Below are 25,073 nucleotides of genomic sequence, written 5' to 3'. Positions count from 1 at the left end.
GTGCAGCTTTCTTCTTATATACGTTCAAGTGAATCTAACTCTGCTTCTACAAATGTCATTAATTCTTTAATAGTTTCACCAGAGAAATCAAAACGAATACCAGCTGCTTCATACACTTCTTTTATAGATTTTGAGCTTCCTAGTGATAATGCCTTTCTATAATTATTTAGTGCTTGTTTAGGATCTTCTTTATATTGTTTATACATTTGCAGTGCGCCAAGTTGTGCGATTGCATATTCGATATAATAGAATGGTACTTCAAAAATATGAAGTACTGGCAACCAACTCGTTGCTATCCAGTTTTCGTAACCATCGATATGTATGACGCTAGACTGATAAACTTTTTGAAGTTGTAAGTATTTTTCATTTCTTTCCTCAGCAGTATGATTAGGGTTTTCATACAACCAGTGTTGGAACTGATCTACGATAAGCATACTTGGTAAATATGAAATAACATCTTTAAAGTAGTTTATTTTTGCTTGTTTTAAATCTTCTTTGTCTGTATAGAAAGTATCCCAATGGTCTATTGTGAATACTTCCATTGTCATACTAGCTAGTTCAGCCGTTTCAGCAGGAATTTCTATATACTGTCGTAATTCTAATGGTTTTACGCACTCGTTATGAATGCTATGACCCATTTCATGTATGAAAGTAATAATATCATCTTGTGTATAGTTTAGATTCATAAAAATAAAAGATAATTGAGAAGCAGGTAAGTACTCACAAAAACCACCAGCTGCTTTTCCTTTACGACTTCCTAAATCTAAGCAATCATGATTATACATTCGGTTTAATAACGCTGAAAATTCAACATCTAGTTGATTGAAGATGTAAGTGCATTTTTCAATTAAATCTTTTTCATTTACAATTGGTTTAAGCACTTTTTGATCAGGGGCTACAGCTGTTACATCCCATGGGCGAAGCGTATCTACTTTTAGTTTCTCTTTTTTCTCTTGTAATATTTTATCTTTAAGTGGTACAACATACTCTCGTATTGATTTGGCTAGTTCATAGCAATCTGCTGCTGTATAATCAAAACGCTCATATTTTTTAAACATATAATCACGATAATTCTCGACTTGAATGTTTTTTGCCTTTTGGTGGCGAATGTTAATTAATGTATTTAAGATGCTTTGGAGTTCTTTTTCAACAGATAAAAATTGTTCAGAAATAATCATTTTTGCTTTTTTACGGATCTCACGATTCGGATTTTGTAAATAGGATTGTAATTCCGTTATCGTTTTTTCTTCGCCGTCCCAATTTCCACTTAGTCCTCCTGTAATTTCAAAGTACGCTGTTACTAATTGGTCTTCTTTAATTTCTAATTCGATATTTTCCTCGCAAAATAAAGTTTGAGCATTTTTTATTTTTACATCTAATAAACCATATACTTTAGAATCTAATTCCATTCGAAATGGTGACTGTAAGTATTTATTATTAAATAAATTTTGATAACGTTTTAAAAGTGGCTTTACAAATTGTTGATCATGTTCAAAAGTATCTTTTATTTCTTTATTATCTGTATTACTTTGAAAGGCGATATAGTGTAATCGTAATTGTTCTTCGATTTCCCAAATTAAAGTAGATTGTTCTTTTAACCAGTGTTCAAGGTCTAGTTTTGAAGAAATATTTTTATTTATTAAAGTCGAAAGAGCTTGTTCCAATTCAAGTATATTACTAATATCAATCGTATTTACACGCTGCATTATATATCCCTCGCTTTTTATTTACTTATGGAAGTATTCTTTTTCTTTATTGCAATCCCTTTTTTTCCTAAAAAGTTTGTGCCCACTACTCCAAGAACGATTAGAATTGTGCCGATGATATGGTAGTATGCGATTTGTTCATGTAAGAATGCAACGCCTGCGATAATGGTAATAAGTGTAGATAAATTGCTGAAGACACTTATTTTTGCTGCTTCAATATAAGATAATGAATAGTTTAATAACAATGCGGTCAGTAAAGAAGATAGTAATCCTAAATATAAAATGGAAATAAGAAATGTTCCATTCATAAATGGCTTAAAGAATATAGTTAATGTACCTTTGTTTATATGGCTAGTGATAGCAATTACATTAAAACTAATAAAACCAATCGCTGTCATTGTGTAAGTTAGATCCATTAGCCTGAAATTCTTTGTCATTTTTCGAGCTAACACATTATAGCAAGCAGATGATAATGCCGATAACAGAATAAGAATAACACCGATGAGACTAGTTTCATGTGCCCCTAAACCATTCATGATAAATATATAAATAACACCGATGACAGAAACGAGAACAGAGGTTTTTTGCCATATATTCGTATATTCTTTTAAAAAATAGGAAGCTAATATCATCGTAAATATAGGAATTGCCGCTTGGATAATTCCAGCTTCAGATGAACTTGTATACACTAAGCCAAACGCTTGGAAAGCAAAAAATAGTGCTGGATAAAATATTGCAATTGGTAAAAGGTCAAGTATGTTTTTAAATGATATATTTAACTTTACAAAACCGAAAATAACGGGAATGCTTGCAGCTACGAAAGCAATTGTAAAACGATGAGCAAGAGTATCGAGGGGGCTCGTAACTGTTAATGCTAATTTCACAAACATAAAGGAGAATCCAATAATAAATGAATAGAGTAATGCTGATAAATATGCCTTTGTTGTATGTTTCATAATTTCACCTCATAGTAGTTGATTTCTTACTGGCCAGTATACGTACATAGTAATCTTTCTGATCTAGTGCTACAATGTGAACAAATACAAACTGTACCGGTACAAATTAAATGTTGAGGTGGTAATAATGTATAAGTATTTACATGTTTTAAACGACTTAGAAAATATGATTCAAAATGGGGAGATAAAAGAAGGAAAGAAATTACCGTCTATAAGGTCACTCGTTACACAATATGAATGTAATAAGGCGACAGTTATACGCGCGCTTCATGAATTAGAAAAGCGCCATATTATTTATTCCGTCCCTCAAAGTGGATACTACGTTGTTAAGAAATCCGGGAGTACCATAGAAACTAACGAGATAATTGATTTTGCTTCCTCAGCACCAGATCCAGATGTGTTTCCATATTTAGATTTTCAACATTGTATTAATAAGGCCATTGATACATATAAAAATGACTTGTTCGTATATGGAACGCCGAAAGGTTTACCATCTCTAATTCCAGTTATTCAAAAACAACTGACAAACTATCAAGTTTTCACAAAAGAAGAAAATATTTTTATAACGTCAGGTGTGCAGCAAGCGCTTGCTATATTAACATCAATACCATTTCCGAATGAAAATGAAACGATATTAATTGAACAGCCAACTTATCATCTATATATTGAATATCTAGAAATAAATAAAATTCCTGTAATCGGTATTAAACGTACGAATGAAGGTATCGACTTAAATGAATTGGAACGTATATTTCGAACAGAAAAAATAAAATTCTTTTATACGATACCGAGATATCATCATCCGCTTGGAACATCTTATTCTAAAGATGAGAAAGAAAAAATTGTGCTATTGGCTAAGAAGTATAATGTATTTATAGTAGAAGATGATTATTTAGCAGATTTAGAAAATGATTCAAAAGCAGATCCGTTATATAGCTTACATAATTGTAATCATGTCATATATTTGAAAAGTTACTCGAAGATTATTTTTCCTGGTTTACGAGTCGGTGTGGCTGTTATTCCATCAGCAATTGCAAATGCTTTTCATAAATATAAAAAGATTTTAGATATCGATAGTCCAATGATATCTCAAGCTGCTTTAGAGATTTATATAAAGAGTGGCATGTTCGAACGCCATAAAAATAAAATCAAATCTTCCTATTACGATAGATCAAAAAAACTAGCAGAAATATTAGAAAAAGTGCAAAATGAAAACCCACTTTTATTTACATATAAAAAGCATAGTACGATAGGAATTCATACTTGTTTAGAAATACATAAAACAAGTATTTCGGAAATGTTTTTTGAGAAATTGAGTGACATTCAAATAAATATTGATTCTATTGATAAAAATTACGTCAAAGGTTTTCCTAAAGAGAGATTGTTAAAGTTAAACGTATCGAATGTAAAAGAAGATAAGATTGAAGAAGGAATTCGCAAAGTAATCGAGGAAGTAAACCAATCGGCACGTCTAGATTTTCAATTTAAAAAAGAATAATACGAATAAGGAGGTTTATTGTGAGAGGGAAAATAATCATCTTGTATGTATTGTTGTGAAGTTACTATCAAATTGTTGAATTTCAAATGACATCAGAAACTCCTACAATGAAGATGCTTAAAAATCTCAGCTGTAATATGTCACTAAAGGGTCATTTTCTGGAATAAGAGATAGGAATATTAATAAGAAAATCGAAATTAATTCAGAAGATGTTACTTCGTTAAGCATTGAGAAGTGATACTCAACAGTATGGAGGGAATCGATTATGAGCGATACAAAGACATTACGAGGATTAACCACCGTTAGTTTTTGGGCAGATAATCTAGAAGCAGCAAAGGAATGGTATGCTGAATTATTAGGTAGCAAACCATATTTCGAACGCCCGGGATATGCCGAATTTCGCCTTGGCGACTACCAACACGAGCTAGGTTTAATCGATAGTCGTTATGCGCCATCTGATGCAGTGACCGGACCATCTGGTGCTATAGTATACTGGCATGTTGATGATGTAACAGAAACTTTCAATAAGCTGCTATCTATGGGTGCGAAAGAGTATGAGGCACCTACAGAGCGCGGTGAGGGATTCATCACCGCTTCCATAGTCGATCCCTTCGGAAACATATTAGGTATTATGTATAATCAACACTATTTAGATGTGCTCATTTCGAACAGGAAAGTGTGAATCACGCTTCTGCGAAACAAGGTATAGGTTGTAAGGCTAAACAAATGTAATTAGTTATATTTTAACCCCTTCTTAAAATTAGAACGGGGTAATTTAATTTTAGGTTTTAAAACTAAATAACTGTACTATCATTTTACAGCGGATAATTAATGTGATTAAAATTATTACGAAAAAATATGATGGTGAGAGTACGTGGGAAATAATTTAAATTAATTATAAAAAGTAAGAAGAAGTACATGAGACCATTACAAGGAAAAGTAGCAGCTATAGCCAGAATGACAAGAGTTGCTGGAAGAGGCATTGCGATGATGCTCGGCGAATCTAGAGCAACTGTATATGTAAAAGGAAGACGTAGAGAAGGAAATCTATCGTATATGGGGAGAGCTGGAACGATTGAAGAAACTGCAGAGCTTGTTACGAAACAAGGTGGTAAAGGAATTTTTTAATTAGACAGCTGTATAATCTTTTTAAGAGCGCTCTTAGCAAAGAGTGCTCTTTTTCATTAAGATAAATATTTATTTAGCATCTTTTTAAAGTGGTCTTTATCGTAATTTATATATTGGGTAGCTGTATTCCGTATGGGGTCTCCTGCATAAAACCTTTCATACAATTCGTGTCTGGATCCTAGCGGGCTTCCGACGATATCCCATGCTAATTTAAATAGTTTTGTACGTTGTTTGGCATCGATGTTTGTTCCTTTAAAATGTTTTTTCAACAAATCGGATATCGGACTTTGGAAATCTTGCATGCTGGAAGGTAGTTGAATAAAGCCACCTGCTCCAATTAACTGCAAAATCTCTATTGCGCGGGGATAATATTTCGAACCAAGATTTCTTGCCGTTTCAATATATTTAAAGTTTGGCAAATATGTTTGATTTTCGTAAATAGTACCTTCAACTTCTGCGGCAATTAAGAGCGCGCGGATTGTTTCAATTTGCATAATTAATTCTCCAAGTTTCTCTTGAACATGCAAATAAGTAGTAGCACCGATTGCTTCAACAATTTCACAAGCAATTGCCGTTATAAATTCCAGCTTTACTACTAATCGTACAATTGCTTGGTGATAAGCTAAACTACTAGAAGCTATATCTGATTTTAAGGTCCATAATGCTTCAGGGTTGTTATACAGTAAGACACGTTCCCATGGCACAAATACATTATCAAAGATTAATAGTGCATCCATTTCATCGTACTGTGAGCTAATAGGGGAATCAACTGTATTTGAATGTGTATTCGCAAATGGTTCTCTACAAACCATATGTAATCCAGGGGAATTGGCTGCCACAATGAGGAAATGAGCTAAATCTTTTTGAGCGTCAGTCAGCTTTGTTAATGGATAGATTAATAAATCATTTGAATAAGGCGAAGCGGTTCCTATCATTTTTGCACCATTTAAATAAATTCCGTCAGAAGTTTTCTTCGTAACTCTTAGTAATCCTAAATCATCTGTATTTAACATCGATTCTGTAGAGCGATTTATCTGTGGATCACGTTGGACTACACTTAAAAACAAGTGCTTATCTCTCGCTTCTTCATAATAAGATGTGATTTTATCTGGAAACTGCGCATCGAATTTTTTATAAAAATCTCTTGATACGTACCAGCCAGTAAGTCTCGACCTTGCGTAATCAGATAATCTACTCATTACACCGTCTGTAGCATAACTCCACGTTTCAAAAGCGCTTCTCCTCATTAATAATTCGTTATAGGAATTCGGAACTAAAAATGCTGTATGGACAAAGTCTTTCGTTTTTGGACTTACGTATCCAACAGAATCTCTTCTTATTGGATCATCAAACAATGAAAATAAATTGGAAATGGTACTTAGTGTTCCTGCAAAATGTTTGTCTGTAGTTACATCTACTTTTTTTCCATAGAGCCAAACATTACGGCCGTCTTGTAAGCTCTTTATATAAGAATCCTTCAAATTATGCATATTTCCTCCTCCTAAAGACTATTCATATATTTGGACATCTTTTAATGGTGGGGAATATACGTGGAAAGTTATTGCTGTTGAATCTGTAGCATTATACATTTTATGCACAGTATCTTTTTTTACGGTGAAAATATTTCCCTCTGAAAATTCTTCAATCCGCTCGCTATTGTTTTCGTACGTTATATTTTGTAAGGTACCATCGACTATTAGTATACAACCTAAAGATATTCCGTGATCATGAACAAAAGTTTTTGCTTTGCTGGGAAAATTTAATACTAAAATCTCCACAAATTCAGACTGATAGATAACGTTTCTTCCGTATTCGTGGTTAACTGGTGAGGTAATAAAAGGAGATATTTTATGAAGTGAAATATTTAATGATTGAATAGCGTGTATTAAATTCTCCGTATCGTAGCTACATAGGTTATAAAACGCTTTACTTATGTTATGAATCAAATGCATGTACAACTTCCTCCTAAGCATTTGCAGTGAAAGAAAGTAATCTCCTATTATATCGTGTGTAGTTGATTACATAACATTGTATTGAAGAAATTCAAAAAGGTGACTGGTTTTAATTGGGGAATATCTGTTTTATGTGATGTGGTAATTAGTTCCATTTTTATGATATGCTTGAACTATAGCCTATTTTCTATTGGAAAGGTGATGAAATAAATGGCAGTTCTTTTAGTGGAAAATTTATATCAATTATCCATTGTTTTATTACTTTTATGTTCATTTTGTTTTTATAGATATTTAAAGAAAATGAAAAGAGAAAGAAAGCTTACTGGTTTTGAAATTACGATGTATATCATGACGCAACTTGCTTATTTCATTTGGGCGACAACAACTCTTCTTAAAATGTTATCAGAATAGTAATCTTAATATTAGATGTTGAAAAGAAATGTATAGAAACATATACGGTACAAACATGGGCAAGGATAATTTATCTATTAGGTAAATAAATATAGGCGGTATCTAGACTTATAACGTCTTTATAAAAAGAATGGGGAATACGTTCATAATTATGTCGAACACAAAAAAAATCGATGAAACCATCATTAGAAATCTCTTCATGTTTTACATTCAAATACATCCTTTGTAATTTCGTAATTGAGATGTATTGTCCAATTACATACTCATTAATTCCATATCCATCAAATTCAATTATCATATTATCACTGTTGATTACTAACCGACTTTATAGTCTAAATTTTGGATGAAACATTCACATTAATGATTATAAATAGTTCAAAAGCTATTTTGAATATATTTTTATAAAAAGAGAGGATATAAATGGAACAATATAAGTTAATTTTAAAAGGACCTAAACAACTTGAGTGGGAAACGAATGAAATTAGGTCCATACAAGATGATGAAATTATCGTTAAAACAATCGCGGGAGCAATAAGTATTGGGGCAGAGTTACCGCAGTATAATGGATCCGATGTTACAGATACGAATCCTTTTTATCCAAGAAAAACCGGATATGAAAGTTATGGTGAAGTGATTCGAGTTGGGAATAAAGTAACAAATTTAAAAGTAGGTGATAAAGTAGTTTCTTTTTATGGACATGAAACGATAGGAATAGTTAAGGCGCATAAAGTAATTCGAGTGCCTAGTTCTATACAACCTAAAGTCGCTTTATTATCTATTCTTTCGTGTGATGCTGCTAAAGGAGTATTAAAATTAAATCCAAGTAAAAATAAAAAAGTACTTATAACTGGATTGGGAGTTATCGGTTTACTCGCTTGTTATTACTTGAAAAACAATGTAGGTGTTGAATATGTGGATGTTGTTGAACCTGATGGGACTAGAAGAGAATTTGCAAAGAAATTTGGTGTAAAAAACACATTTGATTCAGCAGAACAGATAATAGAAACATATGATTATGGTTTCGAATGTTCTGCTACAAATAGCGGATTCCATGTATTGCAAAAAGCGCTTAAAACTAATGGACAAATATGTATACTTTCTGATGGTAATATTGAAGAACTAACATTAACCGCCAACTTTTATCAGAAAGAATTGCAAATCATTGGATCAAGTGATGGATACGATTATCAAAAACATGCAGCTTGGTTTTTTAAAGAAATAAGAAAAACACCATTTATAGAAGAAATCTTTCAACATGAAATACAGTATACTTCACTCATACAATGCTTTGAAGAATTGAGTTTAGGGATAATTAAACCATTAAAAGTATATGTTTCATATGAATAACGAAAAAATAGAGAAAATATTTGTCACAAACCTCACATCTGTTTCGTCCCATTTATGATTACTAAATGAGGAGGAACATATATGAAAATATTTGTAGCAGGTGCAACGGGTGTTATAGGACGTTCTTTATTACCTATGTTAATAAAAGAGGGGCATACGGTATTTGCAATGATTCGTAATGAATTACAAGTAGAAGCAATGAAGAAAATTGGTGCTATACCAGTAATAGCCGATGTGTTTAATCGACAGGCTGTATTTTCTGTATTGGAAGAAACAACTCCTGATGTAGTTATACATCAATTAACGTCATTGTCTACATGGAATTTTGAGGATAATGCAAAAATTAGAACAAAAGGCACTCGTAACCTTGTCGATGCCACAAAAAATGTAGGGGTAAAGAAAATAATCGCTCAAAGTATTTCATGGGCGTATGAACCAGGGGATACATTTGCGACAGAAAAAGATTCACTACATATTACTGCTCCTATGCCTCGGCAAATCACTGTTAATGGCATATTAAAATTAGAATCAGCTGTTTCTGAGTTACCAGAATCGATTACTCTTCGTTACGGTACACTATACGGACCGGGAACATGGTATGCGGAAAACGGCTTAATTGCAAATCAAGTTCGTAATAATGAAATGATTGCAACAGATGGGATAAGCTCTTTTATACATGTCGAAGATGCCGCTAGAGCAGCTATGTTAGCTCTTAATTGGCCTCCAGGAATCGTAAATATTGTAGATGATTCCCCAGCAACGAGTAAAGAATGGTTACCAATATACGCAGCTGTAATTGGGGCACCGGCTCCTAAAGCTCAAGCTGGGAAAAATAGTTGGGAAAGAGGAGCCTCAAATTATAAGGCACGTAAAGAGTATGGGTGGACACCTTTATTTCCATTATGGTCTGAAGGATTTAAAAATTTGATAAGTATGTAAAATAATCCTTTAATGGGAATGCTAATAACATTCACCGTTAAAGGATTGGGCTATTATGAATATAATTTGGGAAAGTATTATTTTAACCCTTACTGGAATTATTGTTTTAAAAATGACAGGTAGTACATCTGTTAGCCAAATGACGAGAGCTGAAATAATTATAGTTGTATCAATTGGACGTATTATTGTAGAACCTGTATTAAGTAGGAAAGTAGTTCCATCTATCTTTGCCGCTATCATATTTTCGGGCATACTACTTATCATTCATTTCTTTGAATTGAAATCACGGAAGGTGGAGCAATTCCTAAATGGAAGTAGCATTGTAATTGTTGAAAACGGAAAGATTTTAAAAGCAAATTTGATACGGGCAAAAATGTCAGAACAACAACTTTATATGCAATTAAGAGAAAAAGGGATTCATGATGTAAAGCGTTTACAGCAAGTTACAGCGGAACCGAATGGGCGTATTGGCTATCAATTAATAAAACAAGCACAACCAATAACCTTAGAAATGTTAGAAAAAGTATTAGATCAGTACAATATAAAAAGATAATTTTTCATGAGAAACAGCCAATACTACAATAAAAATATTGGCTGTTTTTTTATTTTCTATAAACGTAAGGATTAATAAAATAGGGGAGATTTTTAACCAATCTTTATAATAGATATAGGCTTATTATTATGCTATATTCAATGGGGCTACGATGACTAAGGTAAGTCGTATGAATAGAAGAAAAAACTATATACCAACAACACAAAAAATTTGCCTTTACTTTGATACTAAAAATGGATTGAAAATAAGGAGATAGATACATAATGGAATTTTGGGAATCAAGTTTTATTGAAAAACAAACGATGTGGGGATTTGAACCTACAGAATCCGCAATTATGACGAAAGATTTTTTTCTTGAAAAGAACGTTAAGGATATATTAGTTCCGGGTATTGGATATGGAAGAAATGCAAAGGTTTTTATTGATAATAGGATAAATGTAACAGGTATTGAAATTTCAAAAACAGCCATTGATTTAGCAAAAAAAAACGGACTAGAAGATATTAGTATATATCACGGTTCGGTAAATGAGATGCCTTTTGATAGTAAACTATATGATGGGATATTTAGTCATGCACTTCTTCATTTGTTGAATAAGCAGGATAGAGAGAAATTTATTAAAGATTGTTATAATCAGTTAAAACCTGGCGGATATATGGTTTTTACAACTGTTTCTAAAAAAGCGCCAATGTACGGAAAAGGGAAACAGTTGGACCAAGATTATTTTGAGATAATGGAAGGTGTAAAAATGTTCTTCTATGATTCTGAATCTATAAAACATGATTTTAATGAATATGGACTAGTACAAGTTTCGGAAATTGACGAACCAAATAAGAACATGGAAAATAAGCCTTCAATCAATTTTCTAATGATAAAATGTAAGAAAGAACAATAAATAAAGAATTGTAAGCATTACTAACAATCTCTATATGTTGAATATGAACCAATAAAGAGGACGAGCATATATTATAAATACCTCTTAACTTTAAGTAACCTTAACTTTCGTTAATAGGATATCTCAAAATCCCCGAAAAGAGCACTTGCGGAAACGAGTGCTCTTTTATTTATGTGATAATAGATTTTTATGGGTATTCTATTTGGAATTTTAAACCATAAATATAGAATATAATGTTAAACTTAATGTAGCACTTGTTGAAATTAATAGTTGTGCTGTAATAGAGAATAAAGTACTTGAACGGAGTGTTATTGAATGCAAACAAGAAAAGCTTATTTATATGTATTTCATACGATGTCAGATTGGGAGTACGGACATTTAATTGCTGAACTGAATACAGGAAGATATTTCAAAAAAGGTTTAGCGCCTTTAAAAGTAATTACAGTAGGAGTAAATAAAGAAACGGTTATTTCAATGGGAGGCTTGAATATAAAGCCAGATATTTCCCTAGATGAATGTGTGTTTGAGAGTAACGATCTATTAATTTTACCTGGAGGAAATACTTGGAGTGAAAATATACAAAAACCTATTTTGCAAAAAGTTGATGAAGCTTTACAGATGGGCGTAATTGTTGCTGCAATATGTGGTGCAACTGTAGGGCTTGCAAATTATGAATTCTTAGATGATAGAAAGCATACAAGTAATAGTTTAGATTATATGAAAATGGTTTGCCCGAATTATAATGGAGAAAATTTGTATGAAATGGGACCTGTAGCATCTGACCAAAATCTCATTACTGCATCTGGAGTAGCCCCTCTGGAGTTCGCAATGGAAGTACTGAAAAAATTGGATGTACTTGCACCGGATACACTTCATTCATGGTATAACTTACATAAGACTCATGAATCTGATTATTTCTTCCAGTTAATGAATTCTCTTAATAATTGAGTAGTTTTATAGTATCTCGAATAGGAACCATGCTTTAGATAGACAACGTCAAAGCATGGTTTTTTTGTTTTATTTCATAAATATTTAAATATAAAATATAATATAATAAAAATGAGTCCGAGAGAAATATTCTTCTCTTTTTATACGATTATTGCTGAACGACAAAAGTAATAGCATTTGTTTTTAATTGAATGCGTCTTTCATTTCGAACTATATCAAAAGCTAATTCTTTTATTTCAACTTTTACTTCTTTCCATCCTTTATAAATACTTTTTAATAGACGTATCATTTCTTCGGTTGGGAGATTAATTTCAATTAAAGCTTCTAATTCTTCATTCGTTTTTAAATCAATTTCTTGTATGTTAGAGTTAATAATTAAACAATTAATACCGCCGTTTTTTGTCCCTTTTTTCATAGAATGGAGCACGTTTGTTAAATCTTCTTCTGATTTAACATGCTCTAAACTTGATACTGCAACGATATAGTCATAAGTGTTAGGAGGAATATCGTAGTTTTCAATTGCTATTTGTTCCGTTTTTATTACTCCAAATACTCCATGTACTTTGCTATAAACTTGTAACTTTGTTAAAGCAGAATGAAGTAAATCGACACAAGTAACAGTGCCGCTACAATTTTTTATCTTTTGTGCAATTGGAATACTATTTCTTCCAACGCCAGATCCGAGGTCAAGTACTTGCAAGTTGTTTTGTCTTTCGAAATAGTCCATCATGTCCATAACTGTTTTAACTGGTTTGTAAAGCCAAGATCCAGTCTCAAATAGTTTATATTGTTCATAACAAAGGTCATGATATTTCTTTTCTTCTTGTCTTATGTAATCGATACGATTCATATTGTTTCAGCTCCAATATGTTCACTGCAAAATGAATAGGTAGGACAGCCTTTTATATTCGTTTGAATTCGAAAGATACCACCAGCATGTGGGTACTTTTTTAATTCTTCATCCGTCATTCTTGTTCTGGCAGTCGTAACATATAAGTCAGTTGAATTAGGGCCTCCAAATGTACACGACGTTACATATAAGGCAGGAATTGGAACACTTAATATTTGTTCTCCAGTCAAAGGATTCCATCTAGTAATCTTCGAACCACCCCAATGTGCAATCCATAAGCAACCTTCTTCATCGATTGTCATCCCATCAGGTAAACCATCATTTTCAGGAAAAAGGATAACATCAGTTGGATTACTAATTTCTCCAGTACGTATATCATAATGAAAACGAACTACTTTTTTAGTAGGTGTATCAATAAAATAAAGGTATGTATGATCAGGTGACCAAGCGATTCCATTTGATGTATTTACATATGAAACTTTTTTCTCAACGCTCAAATTATTATATAAACAATATAAGGAACCTACAGCATTTATTCCATTTAAATCAGTAGTACCCGCCCAGAAGCGACCAGCTGGATCACATTTCCCATCATTAAAACGATTTTCTACTAAATGTGGTTCAGGATCATAAATATGTGTCAGTTTTTCTGTTTTCAGGTTAAGAGAGTAAAATCCGTTTTCCATTGCTAAAAGTACTACATCCTCTACATATGGAACAACACAGCCGATTTGCTGATTAAGGGCAATTACCCGGTTTGTATTGTTAGTGGGATTATAGATGCATAATGTTTTCTCCATAATATCAACCCAATATAAAAGTTGCTTTTTTTCATTCCAACATGGTCCTTCAGCTAAAGTTGCTTTAGCATCTAAAACTAATTCTATATTACTAAACAAGATGTTCACCTCGCATTATAAGATATTTATATAATTCGATAAAAATAGAGGTAAACCTTTTAGCGAGAGAATCTTAAGATTTGCAATGTAGAAAACAGACCTTCTCATATTAAAAAAAGTGTATAAACACAGAGAGGAAAATGCATATGATGTTTTATGAGGTTGTTTGCTTTTCTTGTAAAAATATATTCCGAGTATATGAAGGTAGTGAACAATATAAGCGGTTTAAAGAGAAATCGAAAGGGATATATTGTTGTGATGAATGTAGCCACAAGATTCAATTAGAAGCGATAAAACATTTTTTTAGATAATTATATGTAATGTATTAACGTTCAGAAAAATTTGACAATAAACGTGTAATAAATTATCATATGTAAAAATCAACATTTAAAATGGCATGGAAGAGAAGAGTAGTTAAGAAAGAATACGTACAGAGAGCTCTGGTAGCTGAGAAAGAGCGGTATACATCTTAATGAAAAAAGACTTGGAGCTGCGCAAGGAACTAATTTATTTAGGGATGGTGCGACGGGTTCTCCCGTTATAGAGATAGGGTATAAGCATATTTTGCCGTACCTGAAAAGGTTAATATGGTGACGTATTAACAAACTGAGGTGGTACCGCGAAGCTAATAACTCTCGTCCTCAAGATGAATAATCTTGGGGGTGGGAGTTTTTTTGTTGTATAAAACTGAAAATGTGAAAACAAAAAATAATTGAGGTGAGTGACATATGCATTGGGCGTATGAAGTAGCACATGAATTAATTAGAAAACATCCAAATAAAGAAACTTTTGTTTGTGCATCTGGAATTAGTCCATCTGGTTCTGTTCACATTGGAAACTTCCGTGAAATAGTAACGACTTATTTTGTTGTAAGAGCTCTGCAAAATTTAGGGAAAAAGACTCGTTTTATCTTTTCATGGGATGATTATGACAGGTTTAGAAAAGTTCCTAAAAATATTGATCCATCTTTTGCAAGATACATTGGTATGCCGTACTGTGATATCCCTGATCCGCATGGGTGTCATAACTCATATGCAGAGCATTTTGAAAAAGAGTTTGAGAAATCGCTTCAAGCATTTGGGATTGAAGTGGAATTCATATATCAACATGCTGAATATAGAAGCGGAAGGTATAATGGCAATATATTAGAGGCTTTGCATAAAAGAAAAGAAATATATGATATTTTAATGCGTTTTAAAACAGGAGTTCACTTTGAAGAAGATAGAGAAAACTTTTATCCAGTTACGTTATATTGCGAGAGGTGCGGGAAAGATGCAACAACGATTACACAATTTGATGAAGTATTAGAAACAGTACGGTATGCATGTGAATGCGGAAATGAAAATGAATTATCGGTAGTAAATACAAATAAAATGAAACTGAATTGGAAAATTGATTGGCCGATGAGATGGATGATAGAGGATGTTATTTTTGAACCAGGCGGAAGAGATCATTCATCGGAAACAGGTAGTTACAATGTATCAAAAGAAATTGTAAGGGAAATATTCAATCGTGAAGCGCCTCATTACGTTGCTTATGATTTCATTGGTCTTAAAGGTAATCATGAAAAAATGTCTAGTTCTTCAGGAAATAGCATTACACCTAGCGACTTATTAAAAGTGTATGTACCAGAAGTAATTCTTTTTATGTTTGCAAAATATAGGCCAGGCGCAGCTTTTCATATTGGCCTTGATGAAGATGTGATCCGAAATTATACAGAGTATGAACGATTGAAAGATAGTTATGAAAATGAAGCACTAAAAAATGAAGATTTATTTGATGCAATTAAACTTTCTAGAGTTGATAACCGATTTAAAGAATATCCAAAGTTTAATCAAGTTGCAAGTACTTTACCACTATTAAATTTTGATTCCTCTATTTTACAAAATATATTAGAGAAAATAGATAGGAGTTATGCATTACCTGAAATGATTGCGATAAGTAATCGTGCAGAGTATTGGATAAGAAATTTTCAATCTGAAAAATTGATTACGGTAAATAAAGAGAAGAATACGGAGTTTTATAACACATTAGAAGATAGTCAGAAAAACTGGGTGGAAGAAGTTTGTAAAACACTTCGTTCTAATAAAGAATATTCTAATTTAATGGAGCAACTGTATACGATTTGTCATCATGAAAATAAAAAAATAATGAAAGGAAATCAAAAGCTATTATTCACCATTATATATAGGCTCGTTATGAATCAATCAAGTGGCCCACGTATACCGTTATTAATACATGTGGTAGGCATCAAAAAAATCATCACTTTATTAGATTTCTAATATATAGCTAAAAGCAACGCAAGTACTCAAAGATCTAAGTGCTTGCGTTGTAAATTTTACTACCGTGTATACAGTTTTGGACATTCATCACCACTTGGCTCATAAAAACAATGGCTTTTAAATTGCCCTACAAACGGCTGATTATACCATTCAGGTGGGCAAGCTCCAACTGGACGGAAATACCAAAGAGCCCATCGTGCTGGCCAGCGCCATTCACCTTGTAAAACCTTTCTTGCAATTTCTTTTTCTGACTCACGAGCGCGTTGATAAAAATATCCATATTGTACTGCTTCAAATCCACCGGGGCTTTGATATACAGCATCACGAACGGTACGGAGTTGTTTGAAATCTAAGCAATCGCAAAATACACGATTCACAACAACGCAGCCAACAAGCTGTTCACCTTGTCGGCCTTCTCCTTCAGCTTCAGCACGAATTAAACGAGCTAGTAAATCAACATCGCTTTCGTTATATGGAATAAGGGGCATAGTGATACCACCTTTCTGTTATAGTAAAGAGTGTATGTTATAAAATAAGCTACGTGCTTTTTTACATAAAAATAACATTTGATTTTAATAGGAGTTTGTATAAAAAAAGTTAATTAGTAATAGTAGATAAATAGAAAAGGGGAGAGGTATTATGTATCGAATTCATAAAGATGACATTATTTACGCAATGTCACCAGAAAATAAGCCGTGTATGGAAGTAGAAATTGGGAGCCGTCTTGTATTTGAAACATATGATTGCTTTGAAAACCAAATTGATTCTGAAGATGTTGTGTTCCAAGAATTAGATTGGAACCGAATTAATCCAGCGACTGGGCCTGTATATATTACAGGTGCAGAACCGGATGATATATTGGCCGTAACGATTGAAAAGATTAAAATTGCAGAGCAGGGTGTTTTAACTACAGGTGCGAACCTCGGTGTAATGGGTGAAGTGCTAAATGAAAATACAGTGAAAATCCTCCCAATACATAATAAACATGTTTTGTTTTCAAATGAACTGCAAATTCCGATTAATCCAATGATCGGTGTGATTGGTACTGCGCCGAAAGAGGAGAGTATTTCCTGTGGAACACCGCATGACCATGGCGGAAATATGGACTGTAAAGAGATAAAAGAAGGGACAACATTGTTATTACCTGTAAATGTTCCTGGTGCTCTATTAGCATTAGGCGATTTACATGCAGCGATGGGTGATGGTGAAATTGGTGTTAGTGGAGTAGAGGTTGCTGGTGAGGTGACGGTAACAGTTCAGATTATAAAAGGAAAGAAATGGCCACTACCAATGGCTATCCAAAAAGAAAAAGTAATGACAATTGCTTCAGAGAAATTGTTAGACGATGCAGCGAATCGTGCTGTACATAATATGGTAACATTTTTACATGAGGAATTAGAAATGTCTAAAGCAGATGCAACTCTATTATTATCAGCAGTGGGTAATTTAAAAGTTTGCCAAGTTGTGGATCCACTAAAAACGACGCGGATGGAACTAGGAATGGAATATGCGGAAAAGCTAGGTTTTAATTGGAGTAAATTTAATATTAAATAAGAATACTAGAAGAAGGATGCTGTTTTTTAAAAGTATCCTTTTTTAATTTACGGATGAAATAAAAAGAGGTAGTATTTATTTTATATAAGTATATTTGAGATTGTGAATTAAAAGGAGTTTAAGAATGGTCAAAATTATGATTGTTGAAGATGATATGAAAATTGCGGAGCTATTATCAACTTATGTTGCGAAATACGGTTACCAAGGAATTGTAATATCGGATTTTCAAAATGTGTTAGACATATTTTTAGAAGAACAACCAGAGTTAGTTTTATTAGATATTAATTTACCAAGCTTTGACGGTTACTATTGGTGTCGTCAAATTCGTGGAGTTTCCACATGTCCAATTTTATTTATCTCGGCCCGTGAAGGTACGATGGATCAGGTTATGGCGTTAGAAAATGGTGGCGATGATTTTATTCCGAAGCCTTTTCATTATGAAGTTGTAATGGCAAAAATTCGTAGCCATTTAAGACGTGCTTACGGTGATTATGCACCGAAACTAGAAGAACGAATGGTTGAGCAACAAGGACTTAGTTTATATCCCGAAAGGCTTGTATTGAAGTTGCGGAATCAAGAGATTGATATAACGAGAAACGAAGCCATTTTATTAGAAATGTTAATGAAAAATTATCCGCGTGTTGTGAGTAGAGAAGTGTTGCTTAATAAGTTATGGGATAGTGAATCTTATGTTGATGATAATACATTAAGTGTAAATACAACACGTGTGCGTAAAAAGTTAAAAACATTACATATTGAGGATGCGATTGAAACAATTCGTAGTGTTGGATATAGGTTGCATATTACTTGGGAAAATGGTGTGGAAAAATGATAAGGCTGTTTATACGTGACCATATACCACTTATTTGTTTTACAGTGCTCCAACTACTAGCCATATTCCTTGTATATTGGTTTGATGGACATAATCATATTACAACAGCATTATATGCAATGTTTTTAGGTGCTTTTTTTATGGTAAGCTACTTAATATTTCGTTATTTTACACATCGTTCTTTTTATGAGCGTTTAGCCAATCCATTGCAATCTTTGGATGAATCCGTTCAAAAATCTGATTTTGTAGTTGTATCTACTGCTCTCCAAGATTTGCTTGATGCACAATATCGTCATTATCAAAATCAACTGCAATTACAAGAAAGAAAAAATAATGATCATTTAACCTTTATGAATCAGTGGATTCATCAAATGAAAACACCTCTATCTGTAATAGAATTAATTACACAGGATGAAGTGGATTCGCGTTTTGAAAGTATTAATGAGGAAACAGATCGCTTGAAAAAGGGATTAGAGATGGCATTATATGTCGCGCGTTTAGAAGCATTTATACAAGATTTTTATGTAGAAAGAGCCCAACTACATAAAGTAGTAAATGATTCCGTGCATGAACATAAACGCTTCTTTATCCGGAATTTTGTATATCCAGAGCTTGAAATTGATAAAGGTATTACTGTAGAAAGTGATGCGAAATGGTTGCAATTTTTAATAGGACAAATTATATCGAATGCGATTAAATACTCATCAGGTAGTAGAGAAAAGATTAAAGTGAAAGCATGTAAGGAAGGTAATACTGTTGTACTTGAAATAGCCGATAGTGGCGTCGGGATACCGAAGCAAGATTTACCAAGAGTATTTAAACCGTTCTTTACAGGAGAAAATGGTAGAGATTTTAAAGAATCAACTGGAATGGGGTTATATCTTGTATATGAAATTACGAAACAATTAGGGCATCGTGTAGAAATTCATTCAGAAGTTGGTAAAGGTACCGTTGTACGAATTATATTTTTTAATGTGTAAATAAGTGATTTAGGCTAAAGAATTTTGAAGATAAGTTTTTTAGCCTTATTTTATAGCGATTAAATGAAACGATAATAAATACGACTATTAAATTAGAAGGATTTAATAATAAATTAATTGATAGATAATTTTTTGTAAGAAAAAAGCTACCCCTTTGAAAGAGCTAGCTTTATGAATTGTAATTAAGTAAACAAACTTAATAATTTATATCCAATTAATCCTAAAATAGTGATAGGAATCATCATTAAGAAAGAAGAAATTCGATTAGCATTAGAGCGTTCTAATACAAGAATCAAGATAATCCCAACTATGACTTCGGTATATCCAACAGGTAACATGTGACTATAGTCTTCAAAATTTAAAAGAATGTGAAGTCCATCCGTTACAAAAACTCCACTTATAAGTGCGCTTCCGAATTTATGAAGTGGATTTGTAGTATCCTTCCATAGAAAACCTGCAATTCCGAAGATGGTTCCTCCTATACATGCACATACAATCCATACAGATATAAAATAAATAGAGTGAGCTACATTTTTAATAATTATTGCATAACCATAATAGCCTAAAACCATACCTAGCAGCGCAAGTATACCGGAAAGCATAGCTGTACGCTTAGAATAACTAAGACTAGCCACAAAAAAGGATGGAACTAACCAAACACTTCCTAGGTTAGCTAATGAATTCCAATTTCCTGGAAGTATACCTTGGCCCAATTTAGTTAGTATACCAACAATAATCCCTACTATAATCGGGATGAGAAAACTTCTTAAAAACATATTTGATTTTATGATTTTTAATGTCTTTTCCATAAATTCAATCCTTACTTTAATATTTTCTGTAAACTTATAATAGCTTATTAAGGAAAAATAATCAATTAAATTTTATCGAAAAACAATAAAAAAATATTGAATAACGAACCGTCCTTTTTTTTTATAATTAGGTGAATAAAATATCAAAACTAGTTACTCAACCAAAATGGTAAATGAAATAATATATGCAAGTAATAAAATTGCTGAAAACACATAATTCAACTTATCATAAGCATGCTCTTGAGGATAAAATTCACTGTTATACTTGTAATTTAGAATTTTTAATGATTTTCATCTCGTATTTACAATGAAATGATTTATGATAAAAAAGAAAAGGGATTGATATAGTTTCCTCCTGTTTTTATTTACAATTTATTTGAAGAAGGGATTTTTTACTAGTTGTGAATGTTAGGGGGATTGCAATGGATATTCGGAAAATGAGATATTTTATAACGGTGGCAGAAGAATTAAACTTTAGTCGTGCAGCAGAACGTCTTATGATGGCACAACCGCCTTTAAGTCAAGAAATTCGTAAATTAGAAGAAGAATTAGGAGTTCAACTTTTTCATCGAACGAAAAGAATGGTTGAACTTACCGATGCTGGAAAAATATTTTTAGAAGGTGCACGGCAAACGTTGCTTCAAGTAGATAGAACGATTAAAGAAACACAGCTTGCGGATGAAGGGAAGATAGGCCATTTAATAATTGGGTTTGTCGATTCTACAGAAACCGTTATAAATGTATTAAAAAAATTTCGAGAACGGTTTCCTAAAATTCAACTTATATTACGCGAAATGACAACTGATCAACAAATCAAAGCGCTCTATGAAAAACAAATTCATCTTGGATTTATTCGTTCCAAGCAGAATAATGAAATTTTAACTTCCGAAGTTTGTTCTGTAGAATATTTAAAATTGGTTTTGTATGAAGATCACCCTTTCGTTATGTTACGTAACATTCCAATTAAATCATTAGTGGATGAACCATTTATTTTATTTCCACGTCATTTTGGTACAAACTTTTATGATGTAATTATTAGTTACTTTTGGGAACATGGAGTAAGTTTAAATATTGTTCAAGAAGCGATTCAAATGCAAACGATTGTGAATTTAGTTGCAGCAGGAATGGGGATTTCTGTCGTTCCGTCATCAGTGGAAAGTTATAAAAAACGGGAGTTATATATAAAGAAATTCAATAAAATACCCCAAAAATAAATTTATATGCTGGATGGAGACTAGATGAACAGTCTGTTGTGTTAGAGAACTTTTTAACTGTTGTTAGAGAGGTTTATACAACTTCACAATGTGAATGTAAAAGAAAATAACCCATTTGTATAGGATGGGCAGTGTAGATTTGAAAAGGAAAGCTTCTTTATAGGTAGAACAAAAAGGTGTTTTAACCTGTTTTGCTCGGATCATACTCAATGAAATCTTTTAGTACACCATCAATTTGATCCATAATTTCAGGTTGTAATTTAACACTAGAAGCAATTACGTTTTCTCTTATTTGCTCTGGATTTGATGCACCAATAATTGCAGAGGAAACAGCTGGATTTTGTAATACCCAAGCAACTGCAAGTTGAGGTAAGGTAAGATTAGTTTCTTGCGCGATGGGATTAAGTTTCTGAATTGCATTGAGTACATCATCGCTCATCCAGCGTTGCACGAGTTTTTGGAAAAATGGTTTACTAGCATCAGAGTTAGCACGTGATTGATTCGGCAATGGTTTACCAGGTTGATATTTTCCTGTGAGAATACCTTGTACAAGGGGAGACCAAACAACTTGACCAAGTCCCTCACGTTGACATGTTGGTATTACATCAGTTTCAATAACTCGCCACAACATCGAATATTGAGGTTGGCTAGCGATAAGTGGAATGCTTAATTCTCGTGCAAGTGTTGCACCGCGGGTGATTTGTTCTGATGTCCACTCACTTATGCCTAAGTAAAGGACTTTACCTTGTCTTACAAGATCAGCAAAAGCTAACATCGTTTCTTCAAGGGGAGTTGTTGTATCAAATCTATGTGCATAATAGACATCAATGTAGTCTGTCTGCAACCGTTTTAATGATGCATTACAATTTTCAATAATATGTTTTCGCGACAATCCACGATCATTTTTTCCAGGTCCGGTCGGATGACATACTTTTGTACATAGTTCTATACTTTCTCTCCGTATGCCTTTTAAAGACCGGCCTAGTACTTCTTCGGCTATCGTGTCCGAATAAACATCAGCAGTATCAAACGTTGTAATTCCGACATCTAGTGCGGTTTTCACACAATTATTTGCAGTATCTTCATTTACCTTTCCGCCATGGTTTATCCAGTTCCCGTATGCAATCTTACTTACTGTTAACCCACTGTTTCCGAGTTTGCTAAATTCCATTGTAGAATCCCCCCTTAAAAATGATACCTTTATTATAAGAACTGAAATTTAGTATGTATAATATATGATTTATGATGAATTTATATAAAAATTATATAAGAGGGGGATGTTTAGAATTTTATTACTAGGGGAATCTAAAGCAAGTAGCACAACAAATGTGGTGTATGCTTGTTCAATATGAAGTTTAGAATTGATAAATAGACCTTTAAAGAAAGCAATCTTTTTAAAAGCACATATAATTACATTTACTCATACAGTACTATTATGGTACAATATGGTTACTAACGACGGAAAGGAATGATGGGTGGACGATGATTAACTAATCTTATTTTTAAATGTTGAAATTAAATAAATTTCAATTTGTAAAAAATAGGATTAGTCTGCCCAATTCCATTCAAAGGTATTGCTATTTGATTTGCGTAATAGCTTATTTGGGTATAAATAATGTAATGACTAATCCTGCCAAAATTACTTTGGGAGGATTTTTTTGTTCTCCCTTTATGAAAGGGATCGGTAATATGAAAGAGCTTTTAAAATTAAATGATGTGTATGTTGATATAAAGGAAAATACTTTGTTAGAAAAAATGAATGTAGTAGTAAAACAAGGGGATGTAATCGGATTAATTGGTAAAAATGGTGCTGGTAAATCAACGTTACTTCAATTAATAAATGGGAAGATTGAGCCATCAAAAGGAATTGTTGAGTGGCAGCAAATGAATATGACAACAGCATATGTTGAACAAGAAATAGAATCTTTTATTAGTAAGGATGTGATTGCAAAAGAAGCAGAGCTTCTTGCAAAATGGGGCGTGCCAACGAACGATTTTCATACTTTAAGTGGTGGTGAAAAGCTGAAAGTTCGCTTAGCAAAAGGATTTGCGGAAAATCCTAATGTCTTAATATTAGACGAACCGACAAATCATTTAGATGAGATGAGTACGGAATTTCTCATTAAACAAATAAAAAATATGAAAGGTACAGTAATCGTTGTATCGCATGATCGATATTTTTTAGATGTTGTCGCAACAAAAATATGGTCAATTGAGGATAAAAAATTAATTGAGCATAGCGGTAATTATACGAGTTATATGAAAGCACGTGAGCAAAAAAGACTGACGCAACAACGTGAATATGAAAAGCAGCAAAAAAAGATTGAACAAGTAGAAACACATATAAAAGAATTAAGTTCATGGTCACAAAAGGCACACGCACAGTCTACAAAACAAGAAGGTGTTAAAGAATTTTATCGTGTAAAAGCGAAGCGAATGGATGCGCAAGTTAAGTCAAAACGAAAACGTCTCGAAAAAGAGCTAGAGAAAACGAAAGTAGAACGTGTGAAAGAGGAGTACGCAGTTGAGTTCTCTATTCAAGCGAGTAAAAAAGTAGGAAAACGCTTTTTAGAAGTAAAACAATTAAAAAAAGACTTTCATGGAAAAATATTATTTGAAAACGTTAATTTTACAATTCAGCACGGTGAGAAGGTTGCGATTGTTGGACCAAACGGTAGTGGGAAAACAACATTACTAAAGATGATTATGGGAACGGAAACTGTGGAAGGAGAAGTATGGGTTTCACCATCTGCAAATATCGGTTATTTAACACAAGAAGTATTTGATTTACCACTTGATAAAACGCCAGAAGATTTATTTTTTAAAGATTCATTTGAAGAAAGAGGGAAAGTCCAAAATTTAATGAAACATTTAGGGTTCCAAGCTTCTCAATGGAAAGAGCCGATTGAACATATGAGCATGGGAGAACGAGTGAAATGTAAGTTAATGGCTTATATTTTAGATGAAAAAGACGTACTCATTTTAGATGAACCGACAAATCACCTTGATCTGCCTTCACGTGAACAGCTTGAAAATACATTAGCGGAGTATAATGGAACACTAGTTATCGTTTCTCACGATCGATATTTTCTAGAGAAAACAACTAACACAAAACTCGTGTTTTCAAATCATACGATACAAAAACAGCTAGAAGAACCTCCTAAAACAAGAGATGAAATTGAAGAGTTACGTTTAACGTTAGAAACAGAGAGACAAGAAGTATTAGGAAAATTAAGCTTTTTAACTTCTAATGATAAAGAATATAAAGAACTTGATGAACGATTTATAGAACTTACGAAACAGATTAAGGCGCTATAATTAT

24 protein-coding genes, 2 pseudogenes and 1 other annotated feature are annotated in these 25,073 nt (G+C 32.8%); of the genes and pseudogenes, 16 read left to right on the top strand and 10 right to left on the bottom strand.

The annotated features are described in order from the left end of the window. Positions 1-14: 14 nt before the first annotated feature. Positions 15-1,706, bottom strand: a complete 1,692-nt coding sequence (locus tag JDS92_RS08280) for a M3 family oligoendopeptidase (RefSeq protein WP_199631794.1) — start codon at positions 1,704-1,706, stop codon at positions 15-17. A gap of 17 nt (positions 1,707-1,723) precedes the next feature. Beyond that, complete coding sequence (locus tag JDS92_RS08275) at positions 1,724-2,662, bottom strand: DMT family transporter (protein ID WP_097958543.1); 939 nt, start codon at positions 2,660-2,662, stop codon at positions 1,724-1,726. 127 nt (positions 2,663-2,789) lie between these two features. Here JDS92_RS08275 and JDS92_RS08270 point away from each other — a divergent pair, with 127 nt between their 5' ends. The 3 genes and pseudogenes from JDS92_RS08270 to JDS92_RS08260 form a co-directional block, all read left to right on the top strand. Further along, entirely contained in the window at positions 2,790-4,160 is a 1,371-nt protein-coding gene (locus tag JDS92_RS08270) for an aminotransferase-like domain-containing protein (protein ID WP_097958545.1), read from the top strand. 265 nt (positions 4,161-4,425) lie between these two features. Continuing rightward, positions 4,426-4,842 carry a VOC family protein gene (locus JDS92_RS08265; RefSeq protein WP_001285473.1) on the top strand — a complete coding sequence of 139 codons (417 nt, stop codon included), beginning with the start codon at positions 4,426-4,428 and terminating at the stop codon, positions 4,840-4,842. Between the two features lie 236 nt (positions 4,843-5,078). Continuing rightward, a pseudogene (locus JDS92_RS08260) lies at positions 5,079-5,282 on the top strand (hypothetical protein); the annotation flags it as partial. Between the two features lie 62 nt (positions 5,283-5,344). Here the strand turns inward: JDS92_RS08260 and JDS92_RS08255 are convergent. Both JDS92_RS08255 and JDS92_RS08250 read right to left on the bottom strand, forming a co-directional pair. Next, positions 5,345-6,778, bottom strand: coding sequence for a 4-hydroxyphenylacetate 3-hydroxylase family protein (locus tag JDS92_RS08255; protein WP_199631792.1), 1,434 nt, complete (start codon positions 6,776-6,778; stop codon positions 5,345-5,347). 18 nt (positions 6,779-6,796) lie between these two features. Continuing rightward, positions 6,797-7,240: a cysteine dioxygenase gene (locus JDS92_RS08250; protein WP_097958550.1), complete on the bottom strand. Its 444-nt coding sequence runs from the start codon at positions 7,238-7,240 to the stop codon at positions 6,797-6,799. A 210-nt stretch (positions 7,241-7,450) separates the two neighbouring features. Between JDS92_RS08250 and JDS92_RS08245 the strand changes: the two genes are divergently transcribed. After that, positions 7,451-7,651 (top strand): hypothetical protein, encoded by a 201-nt coding sequence (locus JDS92_RS08245; protein ID WP_000279693.1) that lies wholly within the window; start codon positions 7,451-7,453, stop codon positions 7,649-7,651. 70 nt (positions 7,652-7,721) lie between these two features. On the opposite strand, the gene JDS92_RS30825 is transcribed toward JDS92_RS08245, so the two are convergent. Continuing rightward, the gene (locus tag JDS92_RS30825; RefSeq protein ID WP_097958551.1) at positions 7,722-7,949 is read right to left on the bottom strand and encodes a hypothetical protein; all 228 of its coding nucleotides are present in this window, start codon (positions 7,947-7,949) and stop codon (positions 7,722-7,724) included. A gap of 122 nt (positions 7,950-8,071) precedes the next feature. Between JDS92_RS30825 and JDS92_RS08240 the strand changes: the two genes are divergently transcribed. From JDS92_RS08240 to JDS92_RS08220, 5 genes are all read left to right on the top strand, one after another. Then, positions 8,072-8,998: a zinc-dependent alcohol dehydrogenase gene (locus JDS92_RS08240; RefSeq protein ID WP_097958552.1), complete on the top strand. Its 927-nt coding sequence runs from the start codon at positions 8,072-8,074 to the stop codon at positions 8,996-8,998. 81 nt (positions 8,999-9,079) lie between these two features. Then, positions 9,080-9,937, top strand: coding sequence for an NAD-dependent epimerase/dehydratase family protein (locus JDS92_RS08235; protein ID WP_199631791.1), 858 nt, complete (start codon positions 9,080-9,082; stop codon positions 9,935-9,937). Positions 9,938-9,992: 55 nt separating this feature from the next. After that, positions 9,993-10,490: a DUF421 domain-containing protein gene (locus tag JDS92_RS08230; RefSeq protein ID WP_097958554.1), complete on the top strand. Its 498-nt coding sequence runs from the start codon at positions 9,993-9,995 to the stop codon at positions 10,488-10,490. A gap of 263 nt (positions 10,491-10,753) precedes the next feature. After that, positions 10,754-11,383: a class I SAM-dependent methyltransferase gene (locus tag JDS92_RS08225; protein WP_199631790.1), complete on the top strand. Its 630-nt coding sequence runs from the start codon at positions 10,754-10,756 to the stop codon at positions 11,381-11,383. Positions 11,384-11,698: 315 nt separating this feature from the next. After that, positions 11,699-12,331 (top strand): type 1 glutamine amidotransferase family protein, encoded by a 633-nt coding sequence (locus JDS92_RS08220; protein ID WP_199631789.1) that lies wholly within the window; start codon positions 11,699-11,701, stop codon positions 12,329-12,331. Positions 12,332-12,479: 148 nt separating this feature from the next. Here the strand turns inward: JDS92_RS08220 and JDS92_RS08215 are convergent, their stop codons facing one another. Both JDS92_RS08215 and JDS92_RS08210 read right to left on the bottom strand, forming a co-directional pair. Then, on the bottom strand, positions 12,480-13,181 hold the full coding sequence (locus JDS92_RS08215) for a class I SAM-dependent methyltransferase (protein ID WP_097958556.1): 702 nt from the start codon (positions 13,179-13,181) through the stop codon (positions 12,480-12,482). Then, positions 13,178-14,080, bottom strand: a complete 903-nt coding sequence (locus JDS92_RS08210; protein WP_199631788.1) for an SMP-30/gluconolactonase/LRE family protein — start codon at positions 14,078-14,080, stop codon at positions 13,178-13,180. Before JDS92_RS08210 ends, JDS92_RS08215 begins: the two co-directional genes overlap by 4 nt. Positions 14,081-14,220: 140 nt before the next feature. Here JDS92_RS08210 and JDS92_RS08205 point away from each other — a divergent pair, with 140 nt between their 5' ends. Beyond that, on the top strand, positions 14,221-14,391 hold the full coding sequence (locus JDS92_RS08205) for a DUF2197 domain-containing protein (protein WP_044810524.1): 171 nt from the start codon (positions 14,221-14,223) through the stop codon (positions 14,389-14,391). A 78-nt stretch (positions 14,392-14,469) separates the two neighbouring features. Next, positions 14,470-14,726, top strand: a binding site (T-box leader). 82 nt (positions 14,727-14,808) lie between these two features. Continuing rightward, on the top strand, positions 14,809-16,362 hold the full coding sequence (gene lysS, locus JDS92_RS08200; protein WP_087969211.1) for a lysine--tRNA ligase: 1,554 nt from the start codon (positions 14,809-14,811) through the stop codon (positions 16,360-16,362). 59 nt (positions 16,363-16,421) lie between these two features. Here lysS and JDS92_RS08195 read toward each other — a convergent pair whose 3' ends face one another. After that, on the bottom strand, positions 16,422-16,850 hold the full coding sequence (locus tag JDS92_RS08195; RefSeq protein WP_001128414.1) for a cell wall hydrolase: 429 nt from the start codon (positions 16,848-16,850) through the stop codon (positions 16,422-16,424). A gap of 151 nt (positions 16,851-17,001) precedes the next feature. On the opposite strand from JDS92_RS08195, the gene JDS92_RS08190 reads away from it, so the two are divergent. From JDS92_RS08190 to JDS92_RS08180, 3 genes are all read left to right on the top strand, one after another. Continuing rightward, positions 17,002-17,916 (top strand): acetamidase/formamidase family protein, encoded by a 915-nt coding sequence (locus JDS92_RS08190; protein ID WP_098911679.1) that lies wholly within the window; start codon positions 17,002-17,004, stop codon positions 17,914-17,916. A 124-nt stretch (positions 17,917-18,040) separates the two neighbouring features. Beyond that, entirely contained in the window at positions 18,041-18,748 is a 708-nt protein-coding gene (locus tag JDS92_RS08185; RefSeq protein ID WP_000239006.1) for a response regulator transcription factor, read from the top strand. Beyond that, on the top strand, positions 18,745-19,728 hold the full coding sequence (locus JDS92_RS08180) for a sensor histidine kinase (RefSeq protein WP_199631787.1): 984 nt from the start codon (positions 18,745-18,747) through the stop codon (positions 19,726-19,728). The genes JDS92_RS08185 and JDS92_RS08180 overlap by 4 nt, the downstream gene beginning before the upstream one ends. Positions 19,729-19,910: 182 nt before the next feature. On the opposite strand, the gene JDS92_RS08175 is transcribed toward JDS92_RS08180, so the two are convergent. Then, positions 19,911-20,537, bottom strand: coding sequence for a DUF6518 family protein (locus tag JDS92_RS08175; protein WP_000416089.1), 627 nt, complete (start codon positions 20,535-20,537; stop codon positions 19,911-19,913). 422 nt (positions 20,538-20,959) lie between these two features. Between JDS92_RS08175 and JDS92_RS08170 the strand changes: the two are divergent. Beyond that, positions 20,960-21,861, top strand: a pseudogene (locus tag JDS92_RS08170) (LysR substrate-binding domain-containing protein). A gap of 71 nt (positions 21,862-21,932) precedes the next feature. Here JDS92_RS08170 and JDS92_RS08165 read toward each other — a convergent pair. Continuing rightward, positions 21,933-22,922 (bottom strand): aldo/keto reductase family protein, encoded by a 990-nt coding sequence (locus JDS92_RS08165; protein ID WP_199631786.1) that lies wholly within the window; start codon positions 22,920-22,922, stop codon positions 21,933-21,935. Between the two features lie 518 nt (positions 22,923-23,440). Here JDS92_RS08165 and abc-f point away from each other — a divergent pair. Next, positions 23,441-25,069, top strand: coding sequence for a ribosomal protection-like ABC-F family protein (gene abc-f / locus JDS92_RS08160; protein ID WP_097958652.1), 1,629 nt, complete (start codon positions 23,441-23,443; stop codon positions 25,067-25,069). The last annotated feature ends 4 nt before the right edge of the window (positions 25,070-25,073 follow it).

The organism is Bacillus cereus group sp. N12 (assembly GCF_016483575.1).
Classification (GTDB): domain Bacteria; phylum Bacillota; class Bacilli; order Bacillales; family Bacillaceae_G; genus Bacillus_A; species Bacillus_A toyonensis.
This window is presented reverse-complemented; position numbering and strand designations above follow the sequence as displayed.